The sequence below is a fragment of the Achromobacter sp. MFA1 R4 genome (assembly GCF_900156745.1).
Classification (GTDB): domain Bacteria; phylum Pseudomonadota; class Gammaproteobacteria; order Burkholderiales; family Burkholderiaceae_B; genus Achromobacter.
Genome location: NZ_LT707065.1, coordinates 3021022 through 3039160 on the forward strand (window position 1 = coordinate 3021022; position 18139 = coordinate 3039160).

Consider the following 18139-nt stretch of genomic DNA (forward strand, 5'->3'; position numbering starts at 1 on the left):
TAAGCAAAAAGGGCTATGCGCCGGGGCGCATAGCCCTTTTTCGTTGGGCCGGGTCCCGGGCTAGCTGACGTCGCCCAAACGGGCCAGCGGCGGGTTGGCGGTGAAGTAGCGCTGGATGCCGGTCATCATGGCCTGCGCCAGCTTGTCCTGGTGCGAGGAGCTGCGCAGCAGGGCTTCTTCCTGGGGGTTGCTGATGAAGGCGGTTTCGACCAGGACGGACGGGATGTCCGGCGCCTTCAACACCGCAAAGCCGGCCTGTTCGACGCTGTTCTTGTGCAGGCGGTTGATCTTCTTGATCTCGTCCAGGAAGGCGCTGCCGACCTTGAGCGAATCATTGATCTGCGCGGTGGTGGACAGGTCCAGCAGCACCTTGGCGACCTGGCGGTCGTGGGTGCCCAGGTTGACGCCGCCGATCAGGTCGGCCGCGTTTTCCTTGTCGGCCATCCAGCGCGCCTGCGCGCTGGAGGCGCCGCGCTGGGACAGCGCGAACACCGACGACCCGTTGGCCGACGGCTTGACCCACGCGTCCGCATGGATCGAGATGAACAGGTCCGCGTGCACGCGCCGCGCCTTCTGGACGCGCACGTGCAGGGGCACGAAGTAGTCGTCGTCGCGCGTCAGGTAGGCGCGCATGTAGGGCTGGCTGTCGATCAGCGCCTTCAGGCGGCGCGCGATGCGCAGCACCACGTCCTTCTCGCGCAGGCCGGTCTTGCCGATGGCGCCGGGATCTTCGCCGCCGTGGCCCGGGTCCAGCGCGATGGTCAGCATGCGCGGCTTGCCCCGGCTTGCCGTGGCCGGCGGCTTGGGCGGCGTGGGCAGGGGCGGGGCGGGCTGCTGGCCGCGCACGCGGGGCGGCTCGGGGGGATCGGCGCGGGTGACCGGGTTGCGCTGGATGTCTTCGAGGATGCGCGCGAGCGGATCGTCCACGTCGGGACCGCTCGACTTGTTCAGGATCGCGATCAACGGGTCCTGCGCCACCTTCGGGTACAGGTCCAGCACCAGACGGTACTGGTAGTCGGCAACCGGCTTGAGGGTGAAGACCTGCGGCGCCACCGGCTGCTTCAGGTCGAACACTAGCCGGACCACGTTGGGGCGGTTCTGCGCCACGCGCAGGCTCTGGATGTAGGGGTCGTCGGGGCGGACCTTGGAGACCAGATCGTTCAGGGCCGCACTGAGGGTCAGTCCCTCGATGTCGACCACCAGGCGATGGGGATTTTCCAGGGTGAATTGTTCCGCCTTGAGTTCGCTGTCCAGTTCCAGCGTGACGCGGGTGTATTCGTCGGCAGGCCAGGTCCGCACGGCCAGGATCGTTGCCGCCTGCGCCAGCGTCGGCACGACAGGCAGGACGAGCAGGGTGGCAGCGACGCTGATCAGGCGTCGGCGGGTGGCGCCTGCCGGGGGGAGGGCGCCGTCAGGGGCGGGGGGACAATCGCGTTCAACCATGTTTGTCCTCGGGCGGTGTACGCGGTCAGGGTGGCGTCACGTCCGTCGCCTGCATAGGCGAGGTTGATCAGCAGGTCGGGCGGGGGCAAAAGACCTTCGGCCCGCTCCGGCCATTCGATCAAAACGACCGCATCCTCACGCAGTAAATCCCGAAATCCTGCGTCCAACCATTCGCGCGAATCACTAAATCTATAAAAATCAAGGTGATAGAAGTATAAGTTAGAAACTTTATAGGATTCAAGCAGCGCGTAGCTTGGACTCTTGATTCGGCCTGTGATGCCGCTTTCCCGCAACAATGCCCTGGAGAAGGCCGTTTTTCCTGCACCCAGGTCCCCTTGAAGGTGGATGCATGCGCCTGCCGGGCCGGTTTTGCCTCCGGACACCATGGGCGCAAGCTGGCGCGCCAGCGACTCGGTGGCGGCTTCGTCGGGCAAGTGCAAAGTCAGGGTGGCGAGGGGGGCGGACATGGCGCGGGGCGAGTGGTAAAAGACGATGATCGGAGCACAGATTGGAGCAATTATAGGAATGCGGGTTTCTGCTAACCTATAACTGATTGTTATTCTCAATAATGTCGTGAACGACGGCTTCCCGCCGCCCGCGACTGACGCCGCCACGGAGTTGTACGCGCCATGAAGACCCGCATCGAAAAAGACACGTTTGGCCCCATCGAGGTGCCGGAAGACCACCTGTGGGGCGCCCAGACCCAGCGCTCCCTGCATTTCTTCGCGATTTCCACCGAAAAAATGCCGGAACCGCTGACCAACGCGATGGCGCGGCTCAAGCGCGCGGCGGCCAAGGTCAACGCCGACCTGGGCGAGCTGGACCCCAAGGTCGCGGACGCCATCATGCGCGCGGCCGACGAGGTCGTCGCCGGAAAATGGCCCAACGAGTTTCCGCTGTCCGTCTGGCAGACCGGTTCTGGCACGCAAAGCAACATGAACATGAACGAGGTGCTGGCCAACCGCGCTTCGGAACTGCTGGGCGGCGTGCGCGGCGAAGAGCGCAAGGTGCACCCCAACGACCACGTCAACCGCGGGCAGTCGTCGAACGACACCTTCCCGACCGCGATGCACGTGGCCGCCGCCGTCGAGGTCGAACATCGCCTGCTGCCGTCCCTGAAGGCGCTGCGCGCCACGCTGGCCGCCAAGAGCGCCAAGTTCTATGACATCGTCAAGATCGGCCGCACCCACCTGCAGGACGCCACGCCGCTGACCCTGGGCCAGGAGATCTCGGGCTACGTGGCCCAGCTCGACCTGGCCGAGCAGCAGATCCGCGCCACGCTGCCGGGCCTGCACCAGCTTGCCATCGGCGGCACCGCGGTCGGCACCGGCCTGAACGCGCATCCGCAGTTCAGCGCCAAGGTGTCGGCCGAGCTGGCGCACACCACCGGCACGGCCTTTGTCTCCGCGCCCAACAAGTTCCAGGCGCTGGCGTCGCATGAAGCGCTGCTGTTTGCCCACGGCGCGCTGAAGTCGCTGGCGGCGGGCCTCATGAAGATCGCCAACGACGTGCGCTGGCTGTCGAGCGGCCCGCGCTCGGGCCTGGGCGAGATCAGCATTCCCGAGAACGAGCCGGGCAGCTCGATCATGCCGGGCAAGGTCAACCCCACGCAGTGCGAGGCCATCACGATGCTGGCCGCGCAGGTCATGGGCAACGACGTGGCCATCAACATCGGCGGCGCCAGCGGCAACTTCGAGCTGAACGTCTACAAGCCGCTGGTGATCCACAATTTCCTGCAGTCCGTGCGCCTCCTGACGGACGGCATGGCCAGCTTCGACAAGCACTGCGCGGCGGGCATCGAGCCCAACCACGAACGCATCGCCGAACTGGTCGACCGTTCGCTGATGCTGGTGACCGCGCTGAATCCGCACATCGGCTACGACAAGGCCGCGCAGATCGCCAAGAAGGCGCACAAGGAAGGCCTGTCGCTGAAGGAGTCGGCGCTGGCCCTGGGCTACCTGACCGAAGCGCAGTTCGCCGAATGGGTCGTGCCCGGCGCGATGACTAACGCGCACAAGCCGTCGTAATCCGCCGTCGTAATCCCGCGCGCGTCGCGTCAATCCGGAATGGCCGCCCCACGGGCGGCCATTTTCATGGCGCGTGGGGGCTCAGGTCTCGGTGTCGCCGTAGGCGGCATCCACGATTTCCCAGACCAGACGGCGGGACGAGTCGCTCTCCAGATCCACGTCCTGGTGAGGAACGAGCAGCCCCCGATCGCCGGCTGCCACGAGAAATCTCTCCCATGGCGCGTTTCGCGGCCAGCGGGCCAGGTAAGCGCGCCGCTGCGCGGCGTCCAGGGTCTGCCAGAACGCAAGCCAGATGTCGCCGAAGTAGCTGTCCCGGGTGCCATACCGCATCACCAGCGGCAGATTGTCCTGGTCGCCAAACATGCACAGCCAAGGGGGAGGCAGGGCGTAGTCATCCTCGGGAAGCAGGGGAAAGGGCAAGGCGGGTCCCAGGCGATCGTCCTCGCGTCCGAACAGTCGTAGCGCCCAGCGGGGCAGACGGCGTTGCGCCACGGTGCCGGTCACACCGGCATAGGCGCGGCGCGTCCTGCGCGCGCAGTCCCAGGCCCAGGAAAGCTGCAGGTGGAAGCAGCCGCCCGCCATGCGCCATTGCGCCTCGTAGGCCATCTTTTCGGCCAACGACAAGGATTGCCAATAGGGCCACCAGACGCCGTTGAACCATCGCGATGCGGCGGGCTCGATCCCATCGGTCCAGGCCGCCGGATCGGGAAATTCGATCCAGGGCGGGCGCGGGCTGCGACACGCCGGCGGTGCAGATCGCTTCATGCATTCGTCCTTCAGTTCGGTGATATGTGGTCCGCCAGCCAATCCGCGCCAAAATAGCCGGCCGCGCCAAAAATGAGGGCGCCCAGCGCGCCGGTCACGATCAATCCCGGGCCGGTTTCAATGCCGAGCGCCGCGCCGCCGATGAACCCGATTTTTGCACCGGCCCACGCCCCGCCCCAACCCCCGGCCTGGCGAACCGCTTCGGCCGCAATCGGCCGGAACGATCGTTGCTCAGCGGATTGCCGTGTCGCGCGTGCCACGTCCACCGCGGTGATGATCAACCCCAGCACGGTCAACACCCGGCCGTAGCGGCCAATGGTGCGAGCCAGGGCGTAGGACTTTTCCAGTTGGGCAAGCCGCTGCATGGCCTGTTCGCGGCTGATCTTGTTCGCGCTCAGGTCGTTCCAGACGTTTCGGGCGGCATTGATCTGCACCTGATGCACTTCGCTGGCAACCCGGACGGAGTCGGACGTGAATCTCGTGTTCCGGATCAGCACTTCCTGCTCTGCGCCGACGATGGTGTCGATCAGCCGTTCCACACTGTGGCGGGCAGCAGGATTGGCGGCGACGAAGCGCCGGAGGTCGGCCACCACTTCCGGCACGGAAAACACCTGGGCGCCCGACGCCCTGGCCTTGTTCATGTCGATGATGAGCGGGACGCCGTCCATGGTGGGCGCGCCCAGGCGCTTCGTACTGGCGGAAAGATAGCCGCCCTGGCCCCTGCCCAGGGCATGTTCGGCCGGACTGTACATGGCCGCCGGGTTGGAAGGCGCCATGGAAAAGTCTCGCGGCAAGGCAATGACCTTGACGGTTCCTCTCAGGGAGCCCGCCGGAGGTTGCCCGCCACGCCACACGTTGCCCGCGGACTCCTTGCGGATCACGGCGTCGACGCCGATGTCTGGCAAGGCCTCGACCACGACGAACATGTAGCCGCGCGCCAGGGCGATCCGCGCCGTCAGGCGGCCTTCGCCGTCGTCGGTTTGCGGGATCGAGCCTGTGCCGTTTCGCCGCATGCCGTCGGGGATCCAGATCCGTTGGCCGACATAGAGTTGCGTATCGGTAAAGCTGGTGACGGTCAGCCGCTTCCAAAGCCTGCCGTCGCCCATGTGTTTGCGGGCGATGCTCCAGAGTGAATCGCCGGGTTGGACTATGTATTCGCTCATTCCTGGTTCCCCTAAGCCTGGTCGGAAGGTGTGCGTGGCGCGCCGCGCGGCCGGCGCGCCACGATTTCCGGGGGAATGGGCGATATCCGTCGGCGCGCCGTGCCTCAGACGCCGACGTCATACTGGTCGGCGGGCGCGCAAAGGGGCAATCAGCCTTGTCCTGTTTCAGGAGGTTTTTTTCAGGCGGCTCCGCGCCATTGCGGGCGTTAGGGGCGGCCCGCCAGCAGCAGCCACATCGGGATCGTGACCGCCGAAAACAAGGTGCCCAGGGAGATCAGCACGGCCACCATGCGGCCGTCGCCGCCCATGCGCATCGCGAGCACGTAGGCGGCCGATGCCGTGGGCAGCGCCGCGAACAGCAGCAGCATGCGGGCCTCCAGGGGCGGCAGGTCCAGCAGGTGCGCCACCAGCAGGGCGACCGCGGGCAGGGCGACGAGCTTGACCGCCAGCATCCAGGCGATGAGCGGCCCGTAGCCCTTGCCGCCTTCCCAGGCGAGGCTGGCGCCCACGCAGAGGATGCCCAGCGCGATGGCGGCCGCGCCCAGGCGCGCGAGCACCGTGTCCACGGGGCCGGGCAATTGCAGCCCGGCCAGGTTGCAGGCCAGGCCCAGCACGGTGGAGATCACCAGCGGATTGCGCGCCAGTTCGCGCAGCAGGTTGCCGCCGCTGTGCCGCGCCAGGCCGTAGACGGCGGCCACGTTGGCCATGGGCACCGCGAAGCCGACGATGAGCGCCATCACGGTCTGGCCCTGCGCGCCCGCCAGGCTGGCCGACAGGGCCAGGCCGATGTAGGTATTGAAGCGGTAGCCGCATTGCGCGGAGGACGCCAGGCCCAGCGACGAGGGCCGCAGCACCAGGCCCGCCAGCCAGGCCATCGCCACGCCGGCGGTGATGACGGCCGCGGTGGCCTGCAGCAGGAGCGCCGCATTGCCCGCCGTGATGGGCGTGCGCAGGATGGACTGGAACAGCAGCGCGGGAAACAGCACGAAGTAGACGAGCCGTTCCGTGCCGGCGAAGAATTCGCGCGAGAAACCGAGTTTGTGACGTAGCGCCCAACCCAGCGCAACCAGCATGAAATCGGGGAAAACCAGGAGGGCAACCGACATGGGAAAAGTGGTTTTTGTCTGGCGCCAAACGGGGCTCGGCGCGCTATGCGGGTGTAAGCGTTTGCTGCTATTCTCCGACATTCTGGCGGGCGCGTGTGCCACAAGCAACCTATAAATGCAGCGCTGACGCGCTGTCCAAAAGCAAAACAAGCAATGCGCCCGCACCGTTATCTGCTGGTCCGCCTACAGGCGGGCACATCACACAACGGTCCGTCTACATACGGGCTCGCAATCTTGGAGGAAACACATTTATGAATAAAGTCCGCACCCTGGCCGTGGCCATCGCCTTTGCTACCGGCGCAGCCGGCATGTTGGGCGCTACGGTCGCGCACGCCGCAGACAAGTACCCCAGCAAGGCCATCCGCGTGATCGTTCCGTTCGCGCCTGGCGGGTCCACCGACATCATCGCGCGCCTCGTGACGCAGCGCATGAGCCAGGAACTCGGCCAGCCCATGGTCGTGGAAAACAAGGGCGGCGCTGGCGGCGCCATCGGTGCTTCCGAAGCCGCGCGCGCGCCGGCCGACGGCTACACGCTGTCCATCGCCACCGTCTCCACGATGGCCGTGAACCCCGCCTGCCGTCCGAAGGACCTGCCGTACGATCCGATCAAGGACTTCCAGCCGGTCACCAACTTCGCCAACACCGCCAACGTCGTGGCCGTGAACCCGAAGTTCCCGGCCAAGGACTTCAAGGGCTTCGTCGAAGAACTGAAGAAGAACCCGGGCAAGTACTCCTACGGCAGCTCGGGCACCTGCGGCGTGCTGCACCTGATGGGCGAATCGTTCAAGATGGCCACCGGCACCGACATCGTGCACGTGCCCTACAAGGGTTCGGGCCCGGCGCTGGCTGATGCCGTCGGCGGCCAGATCGAAATCCTGTTCGACAACCTGCCGTCGTCGATGCCGCAGATCCAGGCCGGCAAGCTGAACGCCATGGCCATCGCCTGGCCCGAGCAGATCGGCACGCTCAAGGGCGTCCCGACCTTCAAGGACGCGGGCTTCCCGGTGCTGAACCAGCCGGTGTGGTATGGCCTGCTGGCCCCCAAGGGCACGCCGATGGACGTGGTGAACAAGCTGCGTGACGCCGCCGTCGTGGCCTTGAAGGACCCGAAGGTCATCAAGGCGCTCGAAGAGCAAGGCTCGGCGCCGTCGGGCAACACGCCGGAAGAGTTCGCCAAGGAAATCCAGGAGCAGTTCAACTGGGCCCAGGACGTCGTGAAGAAGCAGAACATCACGCTGAACTGATGCCGCACGGGGCGTTCCGCGCCCCGGCCGACACCACAACGGGCGCCTTCGGGCGCCCGTTGTGCGTTGCGGGCCGCGCGCCCGCTCAGGCGGGCGCTTCCAGCCCGGCCAGCCGCGCGGCGCAGGCCGCCCGCAGGCGTTCGATCAGGTCGCGGTGCAAGGCCGAAAGCGGATCCTGGTTGCGCGTCATGATGCTGATCGGCACGCGCAGGGCGGGCTCCAGGCGGCGCAGGTTCATGCCCGGCCGCAGCATCGCCTGCGCGGTGATGGCGTCCACGATGGCGTCGCCGCAGCCGGCGTCCACCAGCGCGCACGCGACGTAATGCGTCTGCACCTGGATGGCGACCTGCGGGGCCAGGCCCTGCGCATCGAGCGCCAGTTGCAGCAGCGCGCCGGACGCATCGCCGGCATCCAGCACGATCAGGGTGCCGCCCGACGCATCGCCCAGTTCGGACAGCCGCATCGGCCCCTGCGCCGCGTTGCGGCTCAGGTGCACGAGTTCCGTATGGCCCAGCCCCATGCGCGTCAGGCCCGGGTAGTCGTTGGTGTCGAACGTGATGGCCAGATCGAGCTCGCGGGTCAGCAGTCCCTGCACCAGCTCGGCGCTGTGATGGGTATGGATGTCGAAGGTGATGCCGGGCTGCGCGTCGCGGCTGTCGCGCACCACGCCGGGCAGCAGGCCCAGGCCCAGCGCGGGCGCGCATCCCAGGCGCAGGTGGCCGTGGGGACGGTCGCGCAGATTGGCCGCCAGCCGGCGCACGCTGCTCAGGTCCTGGCTCAGCCGCGCGATCTCGGGCGTGAGGATCTCGGCCTCGCGCGTGGCGACCAGCCGGCCCTTCACGCGATCAAAGAGCCGGAAGCCGAGCTGGCTTTCGGCGTGGGCCAGCAACTTGCTGGCGGCAGGCTGGGAGATGTGCAGCGCCGCGGCGGCTTCCGTCAGGGAGCCGGTGCGGCGGATCGCTTCGAAGATCTCGATGTGGCGCAGGCGCATGGCGCAAACGGGGGCTGTGGTGTTCCGGAACCGCGATTCTATGCCGGATGCGGCCGGCGGACAGCGGCGCCCGCGCCGGCCGCCGCGCGACAGCGGCGCGGCCCTTTGACTATCATGGACGCCTGCCGGACATCCGGCGCCACCGGAGCCCATCATGCGCCTACGCCGCCACGCCGTCCTGCTGTTTGCCGCCGCGATAGCCGGGCTGCCGTTTGTTTCGTCGGGTTGGGCGCGCACGCCGCAAGCGGCCGAGGACCTGAACCCGGAAGCCGCCAGCGGCGTCCAGGCGCGCCAGCTCGTGCGCGCGCCCCATTTCATGATGGTGACGGCCAACCCGCTTGCCAGCCGGGCCGGTGAAGCGATGCTGCGGCGCGGCGGCAGCGCGGTCGACGCCGCCATCGCCGCCCAACTCGTGCTGAACCTGGTGGAGCCGCAGTCGTCGGGCATCGGCGGCGGGGCGTTCATGGTGCTGTATTCGGCCCAGGACGGCCGCCTGCACACCTATGACAGCCGCGAGACCGCGCCGGCGGCCGCGCGTCCCGACCGCTTCCTGGATGCCGATGGCAAACCGCTGCCTTTCGCGCAGGCCGTCAACAACGGCATGTCGGTGGCAGTGCCCGGCCTCTTGCGCGGGCTGGAACTGGCGCACAAAGCGCAGGGCAAGCTGCCCTGGGCCGACCTCTTCCAGCCGGCCATCGACCTGGCGGAGCAGGGCTTTGCGGTGTCGCCGCGCCTGCATGCGCTGCTGGCCGGCAACAAGGCCCTGCCGCAGCAGGCGGCGGCCGCCGCCTATTTCTATGCGCCGGACGGCGCGCCCTGGCCCGTGGGCCATGTGCTGAAGAACCCCGAATTCGCGCGCACCCTGCGCGCGGTCGCCTCGCAGGGCGCCGACGCGTTCTACCAGGGCGACATCGCGCGCGACATCGTGGCGGCCGTGCGGGGCCATGACAAGCCGGGCGACCTGAGCCTCGCGGATCTGGCGGGCTATCGCGCGAAGACGCGCGATCCGGTTTGTGGCGCCTATCGCGGCTACCAGCTCTGCGGCATGGGGCCGCCGAGCAGCGGTCCCATCGCCGTGCTGCAGATGCTGGGCGAGCTGGAACAGTTTCCGCTCGGCCGCTATGCGCCCGGCACGGCGCAGGCGGTGCATTACTTTTCCGAGGCGGGCCGGCTGGCTTTCGCCGACCGCGACTTCTACGTGGCCGATCCCGACTTCGTGCGCGTGCCGGTGCGCGCGTTGCTGGACCCGGCCTATCTGCGCGCGCGCGGCGCGCTGATCCAGCCCGACCGCAGCATGAAGGTCGCGCTGCCCGGCGACCCCGAAGGCAAGCTGCTGTCGCTGGGCAAGGACGACGCGCTGGAGCTGCCGTCCACCAGTCACCTGGTGGCCGTGGATGCGCAAGGCAATGCGCTGACCATGACGACCACCATCGAAAGCGAGTTCGGCAGCAAGATCTTCGTGCGGGGCTTTCTGCTGAACAATGAGATGACCGACTTTTCGTCGTCGTTCCAGGACCCCGAAGGACGCCTGGTCGCCAACCGCATCGAACCGGGCAAGCGCCCGCGCAGCTCGATGGCGCCCATGGTGGTGCTGCGCGACGGCAAGCCCTACATGCTGGTGGGGTCGCCGGGCGGCAGCGCCATCATCAACTACGTGGCCAAGACCCTCGTGGGCGTGCTGGACTGGAATCTGGACATCCAGTCGGCCATCGACCTGCCCAACATGGGCAGCCGCAACAAGGACACCGAACTGGAAAAAGGCACCGCGCTGGAAGCGCTGGCGCCGGAACTGGAGCGCATGGGACACCCGGTGCGCATCACCGAGTTTCCCAGCGGCATCCACGGCATCGTGATCGATGGGCAGGGTCTGCAGGGCGGCGCGGACCCGCGCCGCGAAGGGCTGGCGGTGGGGGGCTGAGACTCCCCCCTGCTGTGGCGCTTCAGCTAAGGCGCCCCAGCTGGGACTCCCCCCTCATTCCAGCGAGGACGGGTCCAGTTCCATCCGCGACTCGCGCCGCCGCGCGAACCAGGTCACGAACCACATCACGACGCCCAGCAGCAGCAGCCAGCCGGCGACCTGGTACTGGATGACGTCGCGGCCCGTCAGCGGCGTGACGAGGAACAGGCAGGCTGCCGCGCCCAGCCAGGGCACGACGCGGCTGATGGTGAAGTGGCGGTGCTTCACCTGGTCGCGGCGCAGGACCAGCACCGCGATGTTCACGAAGGCGAACACGCCCAGCAGCAAGAGCGCCGTGGTGCCGCCCAGCGCGCGGATCGCCTGGGAATCGGCCAGCGCCACCAGGATGATCAGGCCGAACGCCAGCGCGGTGGTGAACAGGATGGCGGTCCAGGGCGTCTGGTTCTTGCGGTGCACGTGCGCCAGGAAGGCAGGCAGCACGCCCTGGCGCGACATGCCGTACAACAGGCGGCTGGCCATCATCATGTTGATGAGCGCCGAGTTCGCCACGGCAAACATCGAGATGATGGGCATGATGTATTCGACCGGCAGGTTGGGCGCGGCGCGCTTGACCACCAGCACCAGCGGCGTGCTGCTCTTGGCCAGTTCGCCCACCGGCACCAGGGCGACGGCGCAGATCGACACCAGCACATAGATGAGCGCCGTGATGCCCAGGCCCGTCAGCATGACCTTCGGGAAGATGCGGCTGGGGTCGTGCGTTTCCTCGGCCATGTTGACCGAGTCCTCGAAGCCCACCATGGCGAAGAACGCGAGCGCGGTGGCCGAGGTCACCGCGAGGAACACGCTCTTGTCTTCGGGCGTATCGAACGCGACGACACGGGAAAAGTCCGCCTGCCCGCCGGAAATGGCGTAGAAGCCCAGGATGATCACCATCAGCAGGCCTGACAGTTCGATCAGCGTGAGAATGACGTTGGCGCGCACGCTCTCGGTCGCGCCGCGCAGGTTCACCACCATGATCAGCAGCATGAACCCCAGCGCGCCCAGCGTGATCCAGCGCTTGTCGGCCTCAAAGCCCATGGCCACGAAGAGGTTGGCGGCAAAGGCCTGCGACGCGGTCGCGGCCGAGGTCAGGCCGGAACACATGACGGTGAAGCAGACGATGAAAGTCAGGAAGTGCAGGCCGAAGGCCTTGTGCACGTAGAGCGCGGCGCCGGCGGCGCGGGGGTACTTGGTGACGAGTTCAAGATAGGACAGCGCGGTCAGCAGGGCCACCCCAAAGGCGACCAGAAACGGCAGCCAGGCCGCGCCGCCGACCTCGGCGGCCACTTGTCCCGTCAGCGCATAGACGCCGGTGCCCAGGATGTCGCCGACGATGAACAGCAGCAGCAGCTTCGGGCCCATCACCCGTTTCAGTTGCGTGTGGTCTTGTGTGTCTGGCGTGGTTTGCGTGGTTTGCGTGTTTTGCGTGTCTTTCGTGGCCATAGTGTCTTTTTTCCGCTTATGTGGCTCGGGGAAGGCGTGCCTGGGCAACGCAGGGCGCTGAAAAAAGTCTAAGGCGGCAATCGGGCGGTGTCCTGAAACCAAATGTCTAAGTTGTTGGCGGCTGTGTATCGGCAGTGCGCCCGTCGGCGCGGGCGCTTGCGAAAAAAAGCCCGGCAAGCCGGGCTGGGTCGCAGGCGTGGTCAGGGCTGCCCGGCCGGGGGCGCCAGCGACGGCGGCAGCTTGCGCAGGGTCGCGGGCGTGCGCGACAACTTGATGGGCGAGCCCACGCCCTTGTAGTCGCCCTGTTCCAGCACCATGCCGCGATGGGCGGTATGCGGATGCGCCAGCGCCTGCTCCACCGTCTGCACCGCGGCCGCGGGCACGCCGGCGCGCAGAAGCCGGTCCGAGAGCGCGGCGGCGTCGTGGCGGGCGAGCAGCGCCGTGAGGTCCTCGCGCAGGGCGGGGCGGTTGCGCAGGCGGTCCGCGTTGGTCGCATAGCGCGCATCCTGCGCCAGGGCGGGAGCGTCGAGCGCCTGGGCCAGCAGCGCGAACTGGCGGTTGTTGCCCACCGCCAGGAAGATGGGGCCGCTCGCGGTCGGCAGCGTTTCGTACGGCGCGATGTTCGGATGCGCGTTGCCGCTGCGCTGCGGCGCCTTGCCGCTGTAGAAATAATTGGGCGCATGCGGATGCAGCAGCGACAGCGCACAGTCGTACAGCGTGATGTCCAGGAACTGGCCCAGCCCGCTGCGCACGCGCTCGTTGAGCGCCAGCAGGATGGCGACCGCCGCGTTCAGGCCGGTCACCATGTCCACCACCGGCAGGCCGACCCGCGTGGCCTCGCCGTCCGCTTCGCCGTTCACGCTCATCAGGCCGCACATGGCCTGGGCGCAGGCGTCATAGCCCGGCAGGCCGCCCAGCGGGCCGTCCGAGCCGAAGCCGCTGACGCGGCAATGGATGAGCGCGGGAAAGGCCTGCTTGAGGTCCTGGTAGCCCAGGCCCCACTTCTCCAGCGTGCCGGGCTTGAAGTTCTCGACCAGCACGTCGGCGTCGGCCAGCAGATGGCGCAGCAGCTCCTGGCCGGCGGGTTGCGACAGGTCCAGCGTCATGCCGTCCTTGTTGCGGTTCACTCCGATGAAATACGAGGCCGTCTCGCCCAGAAAGGGCGGGCCCCAGCCGCGCGTCTCGTCGCCGCCGGGCGGCTCGATCTTCAGCACGTCGGCGCCGTGGTCGGCCAGGATCTGGGTGCAGTAGGGACCGCCCAGCACGCGCGACAGGTCGATCACCTTGCAGCCCGCGAGGGCGCCGGCGTTGGGTAGGGTAGGGGCCATGATGGGTTCGCTTCAGTCGATTCAGTCGATGGAGACGTTGGCGCTCTTGATGAGGGCGCGCCACTTGGGGACTTCGGTGCCGATGAACGCGGACAGGCCCTGCGGCGTCTTGTCCTGCGCTTCGACGATGCCCTGCGCGCGCAGGGTCTGGCCGATGGCGGGGTCTGACAGCGCGGTCCGGAACGCCTGGTTCAGCGTGCTGACGACCTCGGCCGGCGTGTCCTTGGGGGCGACGATGCCGAAGAAGACGCTGACGTCATAGCCGGCCAGTCCCTGCTCGGACAGGGTCGGCAGGTCAGGCAGCGCGTCGGAGCGCTGCGCGCTCGCCAGCCCGATGGCGCGCAGCTTGCCGGCCTTGACGTACGGCAGCGCGGTGAGGATGTCGGTGAACGACATCGACACCTGTCCGCCCAGCAGGTCGTTCAGCGCGGGGCCGGTGCCCTTGTACGGGATGTGCATGATCTGGGTGTTGGCCATGCGGTTGAACAGGATGCCGGCCAGGTGCGACGACGCGCCGTTGCCCGACGAGGCATAGCTCAGCTTGTCCGGGTTCTGGCGGGCGTAGGCGATCAGTTCCTGCAGATTGTTGGCGGGCACCGACGGGTTCACGACCAGGATGTTGGGCAGGTGGCCGATGCGGATGATGGGCGCGAAGCTGGTCTCGGGGTTGTAGCCCTGGTTCTTGTACAGGCTGACGTTGATGGCGAGCGGCCCCGAGGTGCCGAACAGGATGGTGTAGCCGTCGGGCTTGGCGGCGGCGACGTATTCGGAACCGATGTTGCCGCCCGCGCCGCTCCGGTTTTCGACGATGACGTTCTGCTTGAGCGGCTCGCGCAGCTTATCGGCGAGACGGCGCGCCAGCGCGTCGGTGGGCCCGCCGGGCGGGAAGGGCACGACTAGCGTGACGGGCCGCGCGGTCGGGAAGGCGTCGGCGGCTGCGGCGGGCGCCGCCGTCACGGCGGCTGCGGCGGCCGCAACGGCCAGCAGAAGGGGGGCGAAATGGCGTTTCATGGGTGTCTCCGGTGAATGACGCGCCGGCTGTGCCGCCGGCGTCGGGTGAGGGCAAAGCGGGGTGTGCGCACTACAGCGCGTATTGCAGGATGGCCCGGCAGGCCACGCTCTCGTCGGGGGGGATGGCGTAGGGATCGCGCGGCGCCAGGCGGTGCAGCAGCACCTGGTCGGCCAGCCGCGCGCGGCTTTCCAGGCCGGCGCCGGTGGCTTCCCAGCGCAGGGCGGCCATCGAGACGGCGTGGTAGAGCAACGATGCGGCCTGGCGGGCCAGTTCCGCGTGGTCGCCCTGCGCGGCGTGTTCGGCCAGCGCATAGGTCTTTTCCAGGGCGTCGGCCTGCGCGTCGGCCAGTCCGGCCGGGCAGGGCACGCCCTCGGCCAGCAGGCGGTCGATGTGGCTGCGCAGCGCGGGCAGGGAATTTTCTTTCTTGATGGCGCGCAGCACGTCCAGCGCGACGATGTTGCTGGTGCCCTCCCAGATGGAGCCCAGATGCGCGTCGCGGACCAGCCGGGGCTCGGTCCATTCTTCGATGTAGCCGCAGCCGCCGCGCACTTCCATGGCGTCGCCGGTGACCTTGCGCGCATCGCGGCAGGCGCGGAACTTGATGAGCGGCGTCAGGATGCGGGCCAGCGCGGGGTCGGCCGCGCCCTGGTCGGCGTCGGCCAGCGCCCGCGCCGTCTGGAACATCACGCTGCGCGCCTGTTCGGCCCACACCGTCATCTTGACGAGCTGGCGCTGCATCAGCGGCATGTCGATCAGCCGCTTGCCGAAGGCGCGGCGGTGCTGCGACACGTAGACGGCCTCGGTGACGGCGCGGCGCATCAGGCCGGCGGCGCGCATGCCGTTCGATAGCCGCGAGTTGTTGATCATGTCGGCCATGTGCTTGAAGCCGCGGCCGCGTTCGCCCACCAGCCATGCCACCGCGCCTTCCAGGCGGATCTCGCCGCTGGCCATCGAGCGGGTGCCCAGCTTGTCCTTCAGGCGCAGGATGCGGTAGTGGTTGTGCGTCCCGTCGGCCAGGTCGCGCGGCAGCAGAAAGAGCGACACGCCCTTCAGGCCGGGTTGCGCCTCGCTGCGCGCCAGCACCATCGCGAAACCGGCGTCGGGGTTCGAGCAGAACCACTTGTCGCCGTGGATGCGCCAGGTGCCGTCGTCCTGGGCCTGGGCCGTGACCTCGGTGGCGCTGACGTCCGAGCCCGCGCCCTGTTCGGTCATGAACATCGCGCCCTGGCGCAGCGTGTCGAAATCCTGCGAGGTGACTTGCGGCAGCACGCGCTCGACCAGCGCCGGATCGCCGAACTTGCGCAAGGTGCGCGCCAGCGAGTCGGTCATGCTGACCGGGCAGCACAGGCCGAATTCGGCCTGCACGAAAAGATGGCTGAGCGCGTACTTGGCCGCCGCGGGCATGGGTTCGGGCCAGCCGAGCACGCCGCCGCGATGGGACAGCGCGGCCAGGCCGAATTCGCTGTAGGCCAGGCGTTCCAGTTCCACGTAGGCGGGGTGCTTGTCCACGCGCGACTCGTCCGTGCCGGCGCGGGTGCGCACCGACAGCGTGGGGGGATGCTTGTCGGCCACGGACGCCAGTTCGTCCATGAGGCCGCCCGCCAGTTCGCCCAGGCGCCGCAGGTGCGGCAGCAGATGCGCCTGCAGGTCGGCGGGCAGGTAGCGGCGGCTGAGCGCCTCGGCATAGGGGTCCGCGTCGAACAGGTTCAGCCCCCGGGAGTCCGGGACGGGCGTGGTGGTGGCGGCAACGGGCAAGACGGGGGTATCCATGGCGGCATCCGGGGACGAGGGCGGGAGATGGCCTATGGTGCGGGGCTTGATTAATCTATTCAAATACTGTTTTGATGTAGATCAATCCAAAGAAAATATAGATCTGCCTAGGGAGCGATGCATGGACCTGGACCCGCGCCTGCTGCGGTATTTCATCGCCGTGGCCGAGGAACGCCATTTCAGCCGGGCGGCGGCGCGCCTGCACATTTCCCAGCCGCCGCTCAGCTATGCGATCCGCCAGCTGGAAGAAAACGTCGGCGCGCGCCTGCTGGCCCGCACCAGCCGGCACGTGGAACTGACCGACGCCGGACAGGTGCTGTATCGCGAGGCGCACATCCTGCTGCGCCAGGCCGAGGAGGTGCGCACGCTGGTGCGGCAGGTGGACGCGGGCCTGCGCGGGCGCCTGCGCATCGGCTTCGTGGGATCGATGCTGTATCGGGGCCTGCCCGCGCTGCTGAATGCCATGCGGGCGGCGCTGCCGGATGTGGAACACGTATTGACCGAACTGAACTCGCACGACCAGATCGAGGCGGTGCGGCGCGGCGAGCAGGACCTGGGCTTCATCCACGCCAATCCGGTGCCGGACGGGGTGCAGGCGCGCGACCTGATGGCCGAGCCCTTCGTGGTCTGCCTGCCGGACGCGCATCCGCTGGCGGGTCGCGAATCGGTGGGGCTGGCGGAGCTGGCGTCGGATGATTTCGTGTTTTTCGCCCGCGCGGCCTCGCCCAGCTATTACGAGACGGTGCTGTCGATGTGCGTGTCGGCCGGCTTCACGCCGGCGATCCGGCACGAGGTGCGCCACTGGCTGAGCGTGGCGTCGCTGGTGTCGCAGGGGCTGGGGGTGTCGATCGTGCCGGCCTGCCTGTCGCGCAGCGGGCTGGCGGGCACCCGCTTCATCGCTTTCGAGCACAAGGCGCGCTCGATCAGCCAGGTGATCTGGCCTGATACGGCGCGTTCGCCCCTGCAGGAGCGCGCGGTGGCGCTGGTGGCGCAGGCGTTTCCGCCGCCGCCGAGCGCCGCCGCGGGGTGAGGATCAGCGGAACACGACGGTCTTGTTGCGGTTCAGCAGGATGCGGTGCTCGACGTGGCTGCGCACGGCGCGCGACAGCACCAGCGATTCGATGTCGCTGCCCACCTGAGTGAGGTCCTGGGCGGTCATCGTGTGATCGACGCGCTCGATGTCCTGGTCGATGATCGGGCCTTCGTCCAGGTCCGAGGTCACGTAGTGGGCGGTGGCGCCGATGATCTTCACGCCGCGCGCATGGGCCTGGTGATAGGGCCGCGCGCCCTTGAAGCTGGGCAGGAAGCTGTGGTGGATGTTGATCGCGCGGCCGGTCAGGGCGCGGCACATGTCGGCCGACAGGATCTGCATGTAGCGGGCCAGCACGACCAGGTCGATGTTTGCCTTGTCGACGATCTCCAGGACCTGCTTTTCCTGTTCCAGCTTGGTGTCGGGCGTGACCGGCAGGTAGTGGAACGGGATGCCGTAGGACGCGGCCAGGCTGGCGTAATCGTTGTGGTTGGAGACGATTGCCGCCACGTCGGCGTGCAGATGGCCGCTGTGCACGCGGAACAGCAGGTCGTTCAGGCAGTGGCCCTGCTTGCTGACCATGATCAGCAGGCGCTCCTTGCGGCGCGCGTCGTGCAGCTTGAGTTCCATGCCGTAATCGGCGGACAGGGTATCCAGGCGGGCGCGCAGGTCGTCGGCGGCCACGTTGACCGGCAGGTCGAAGTGCACGCGCAGGAAGAAGCGGCCCGTCTCTTCGTCGCCGAATTGCTGCGAATCCAGGATGTTGCAACCCAGTTCGAACAACAGGCCGCTGACGCGGTAGACGATGCCGGTGCGGTCGGGGCAGGACAGGGTCAGGATGTAGTCGTTGTGCTGCATGG

At 67.9% G+C, this 18139-nt stretch carries 15 protein-coding genes; 4 read left to right on the top strand and 11 right to left on the bottom strand.

Translation table 11 applies throughout. The features are described from left to right. Window positions 1–60: 60 nt before the first annotated feature. Together BXA00_RS13680 and tsaE are read right to left on the bottom strand one after the other, a co-directional pair. Window positions 61–1443, bottom strand: a complete 1383-nt coding sequence (locus BXA00_RS13680; RefSeq protein WP_076518980.1) for an N-acetylmuramoyl-L-alanine amidase — start codon at window positions 1441–1443, stop codon at window positions 61–63. Further along, the gene (tsaE, locus tag BXA00_RS13685) at window positions 1371–1910 is read right to left on the bottom strand and encodes a tRNA (adenosine(37)-N6)-threonylcarbamoyltransferase complex ATPase subunit type 1 TsaE (protein ID WP_076518981.1); all 540 of its coding nucleotides are present in this window, start codon (window positions 1908–1910) and stop codon (window positions 1371–1373) included. Before tsaE ends, BXA00_RS13680 begins: the two co-directional genes overlap by 73 nt. A gap of 162 nt (window positions 1911–2072) precedes the next feature. Here tsaE and fumC point away from each other — a divergent pair, with 162 nt between their 5' ends. After that, on the top strand, window positions 2073–3470 hold the full coding sequence (gene fumC / locus BXA00_RS13690; protein ID WP_076518982.1) for a class II fumarate hydratase: 1398 nt from the start codon (window positions 2073–2075) through the stop codon (window positions 3468–3470). Between the two features lie 81 nt (window positions 3471–3551). Here the strand turns inward: fumC and BXA00_RS13695 are convergent, their stop codons facing one another. The 3 genes from BXA00_RS13695 to BXA00_RS13705 all read right to left on the bottom strand — a co-directional run bounded on the left by BXA00_RS13695 (window position 3552) and on the right by BXA00_RS13705 (window position 6585). Then, the gene (locus tag BXA00_RS13695; RefSeq protein ID WP_076518983.1) at window positions 3552–4235 is read right to left on the bottom strand and encodes a hypothetical protein; all 684 of its coding nucleotides are present in this window, start codon (window positions 4233–4235) and stop codon (window positions 3552–3554) included. 11 nt (window positions 4236–4246) lie between these two features. Further along, complete coding sequence (locus BXA00_RS13700) at window positions 4247–5398, bottom strand: LysM peptidoglycan-binding domain-containing protein (RefSeq protein ID WP_076518984.1); 1152 nt, start codon at window positions 5396–5398, stop codon at window positions 4247–4249. A gap of 206 nt (window positions 5399–5604) precedes the next feature. Beyond that, a complete protein-coding gene (locus BXA00_RS13705; protein WP_076518985.1) occupies window positions 5605–6585 on the bottom strand; it encodes an AEC family transporter in 981 nt (326 codons plus the stop codon). Between the two features lie 170 nt (window positions 6586–6755). Between BXA00_RS13705 and BXA00_RS13710 the strand changes: the two genes are divergently transcribed. Beyond that, window positions 6756–7748: a tripartite tricarboxylate transporter substrate binding protein BugE gene (locus BXA00_RS13710; RefSeq protein WP_076518986.1), complete on the top strand. Its 993-nt coding sequence runs from the start codon at window positions 6756–6758 to the stop codon at window positions 7746–7748. 85 nt (window positions 7749–7833) lie between these two features. On the opposite strand, the gene BXA00_RS13715 is transcribed toward BXA00_RS13710, so the two are convergent. Beyond that, on the bottom strand, window positions 7834–8739 hold the full coding sequence (locus tag BXA00_RS13715; RefSeq protein WP_076518987.1) for a LysR family transcriptional regulator: 906 nt from the start codon (window positions 8737–8739) through the stop codon (window positions 7834–7836). Window positions 8740–8893: 154 nt separating this feature from the next. Here BXA00_RS13715 and ggt point away from each other — a divergent pair, with 154 nt between their 5' ends. Continuing rightward, window positions 8894–10657 (top strand): gamma-glutamyltransferase, encoded by a 1764-nt coding sequence (ggt, locus tag BXA00_RS13720; RefSeq protein ID WP_076518988.1) that lies wholly within the window; start codon window positions 8894–8896, stop codon window positions 10655–10657. Window positions 10658–10711: 54 nt separating this feature from the next. On the opposite strand, the gene BXA00_RS13725 is transcribed toward ggt, so the two are convergent. The 4 genes from BXA00_RS13725 to BXA00_RS13740 all read right to left on the bottom strand — a co-directional run bounded on the left by BXA00_RS13725 (window position 10712) and on the right by BXA00_RS13740 (window position 16249). Continuing rightward, window positions 10712–12058, bottom strand: coding sequence for an amino acid permease (locus tag BXA00_RS13725; protein WP_076521944.1), 1347 nt, complete (start codon window positions 12056–12058; stop codon window positions 10712–10714). Window positions 12059–12339: 281 nt separating this feature from the next. Continuing rightward, complete coding sequence (locus BXA00_RS13730; protein ID WP_156902798.1) at window positions 12340–13467, bottom strand: CaiB/BaiF CoA-transferase family protein; 1128 nt, start codon at window positions 13465–13467, stop codon at window positions 12340–12342. 21 nt (window positions 13468–13488) lie between these two features. Then, on the bottom strand, window positions 13489–14478 hold the full coding sequence (locus BXA00_RS13735; RefSeq protein WP_076518990.1) for a tripartite tricarboxylate transporter substrate binding protein: 990 nt from the start codon (window positions 14476–14478) through the stop codon (window positions 13489–13491). A gap of 70 nt (window positions 14479–14548) precedes the next feature. Next, entirely contained in the window at window positions 14549–16249 is a 1701-nt protein-coding gene (locus BXA00_RS13740; RefSeq protein WP_076518991.1) for an acyl-CoA dehydrogenase family protein, read from the bottom strand. A 121-nt stretch (window positions 16250–16370) separates the two neighbouring features. Here BXA00_RS13740 and BXA00_RS13745 point away from each other — a divergent pair, with 121 nt between their 5' ends. After that, the gene (locus tag BXA00_RS13745; protein ID WP_076518992.1) at window positions 16371–17279 is read left to right on the top strand and encodes a LysR family transcriptional regulator; all 909 of its coding nucleotides are present in this window, start codon (window positions 16371–16373) and stop codon (window positions 17277–17279) included. 3 nt (window positions 17280–17282) lie between these two features. Here the strand turns inward: BXA00_RS13745 and purU are convergent, their stop codons facing one another. Beyond that, window positions 17283–18137 (bottom strand): formyltetrahydrofolate deformylase, encoded by an 855-nt coding sequence (gene purU, locus BXA00_RS13750; protein WP_076518993.1) that lies wholly within the window; start codon window positions 18135–18137, stop codon window positions 17283–17285. Window positions 18138–18139 lie beyond the last annotated feature (2 nt).

Coding starts and splice junctions, on each gene's coding strand:
- BXA00_RS13680 (WP_076518980.1), bottom strand. CDS start 1,443: ATGGTTGAACGCGATTGTCCCCCCGCCCCTGACGGCGCCCTCCCCCCG.
- tsaE (WP_076518981.1), bottom strand. CDS start 1,910: ATGTCCGCCCCCCTCGCCACCCTGACTTTGCACTTGCCCGACGAAGCC.
- fumC (WP_076518982.1), top strand. CDS start 2,073: ATGAAGACCCGCATCGAAAAAGACACGTTTGGCCCCATCGAGGTGCCG.
- BXA00_RS13695 (WP_076518983.1), bottom strand. CDS start 4,235: ATGAAGCGATCTGCACCGCCGGCGTGTCGCAGCCCGCGCCCGCCCTGG.
- BXA00_RS13700 (WP_076518984.1), bottom strand. CDS start 5,398: ATGAGCGAATACATAGTCCAACCCGGCGATTCACTCTGGAGCATCGCC.
- BXA00_RS13705 (WP_076518985.1), bottom strand. CDS start 6,585: ATGTCGGAGAATAGCAGCAAACGCTTACACCCGCATAGCGCGCCGAGC.
- BXA00_RS13710 (WP_076518986.1), top strand. CDS start 6,756: ATGAATAAAGTCCGCACCCTGGCCGTGGCCATCGCCTTTGCTACCGGC.
- BXA00_RS13715 (WP_076518987.1), bottom strand. CDS start 8,739: ATGCGCCTGCGCCACATCGAGATCTTCGAAGCGATCCGCCGCACCGGC.
- ggt (WP_076518988.1), top strand. CDS start 8,894: ATGCGCCTACGCCGCCACGCCGTCCTGCTGTTTGCCGCCGCGATAGCC.
- BXA00_RS13725 (WP_076521944.1), bottom strand. CDS start 12,058: ATGGGCCCGAAGCTGCTGCTGCTGTTCATCGTCGGCGACATCCTGGGC.
- BXA00_RS13730 (WP_156902798.1), bottom strand. CDS start 13,467: ATGGCCCCTACCCTACCCAACGCCGGCGCCCTCGCGGGCTGCAAGGTG.
- BXA00_RS13735 (WP_076518990.1), bottom strand. CDS start 14,478: ATGAAACGCCATTTCGCCCCCCTTCTGCTGGCCGTTGCGGCCGCCGCA.
- BXA00_RS13740 (WP_076518991.1), bottom strand. CDS start 16,249: ATGGATACCCCCGTCTTGCCCGTTGCCGCCACCACCACGCCCGTCCCG.
- BXA00_RS13745 (WP_076518992.1), top strand. CDS start 16,371: ATGGACCTGGACCCGCGCCTGCTGCGGTATTTCATCGCCGTGGCCGAG.
- purU (WP_076518993.1), bottom strand. CDS start 18,137: ATGCAGCACAACGACTACATCCTGACCCTGTCCTGCCCCGACCGCACC.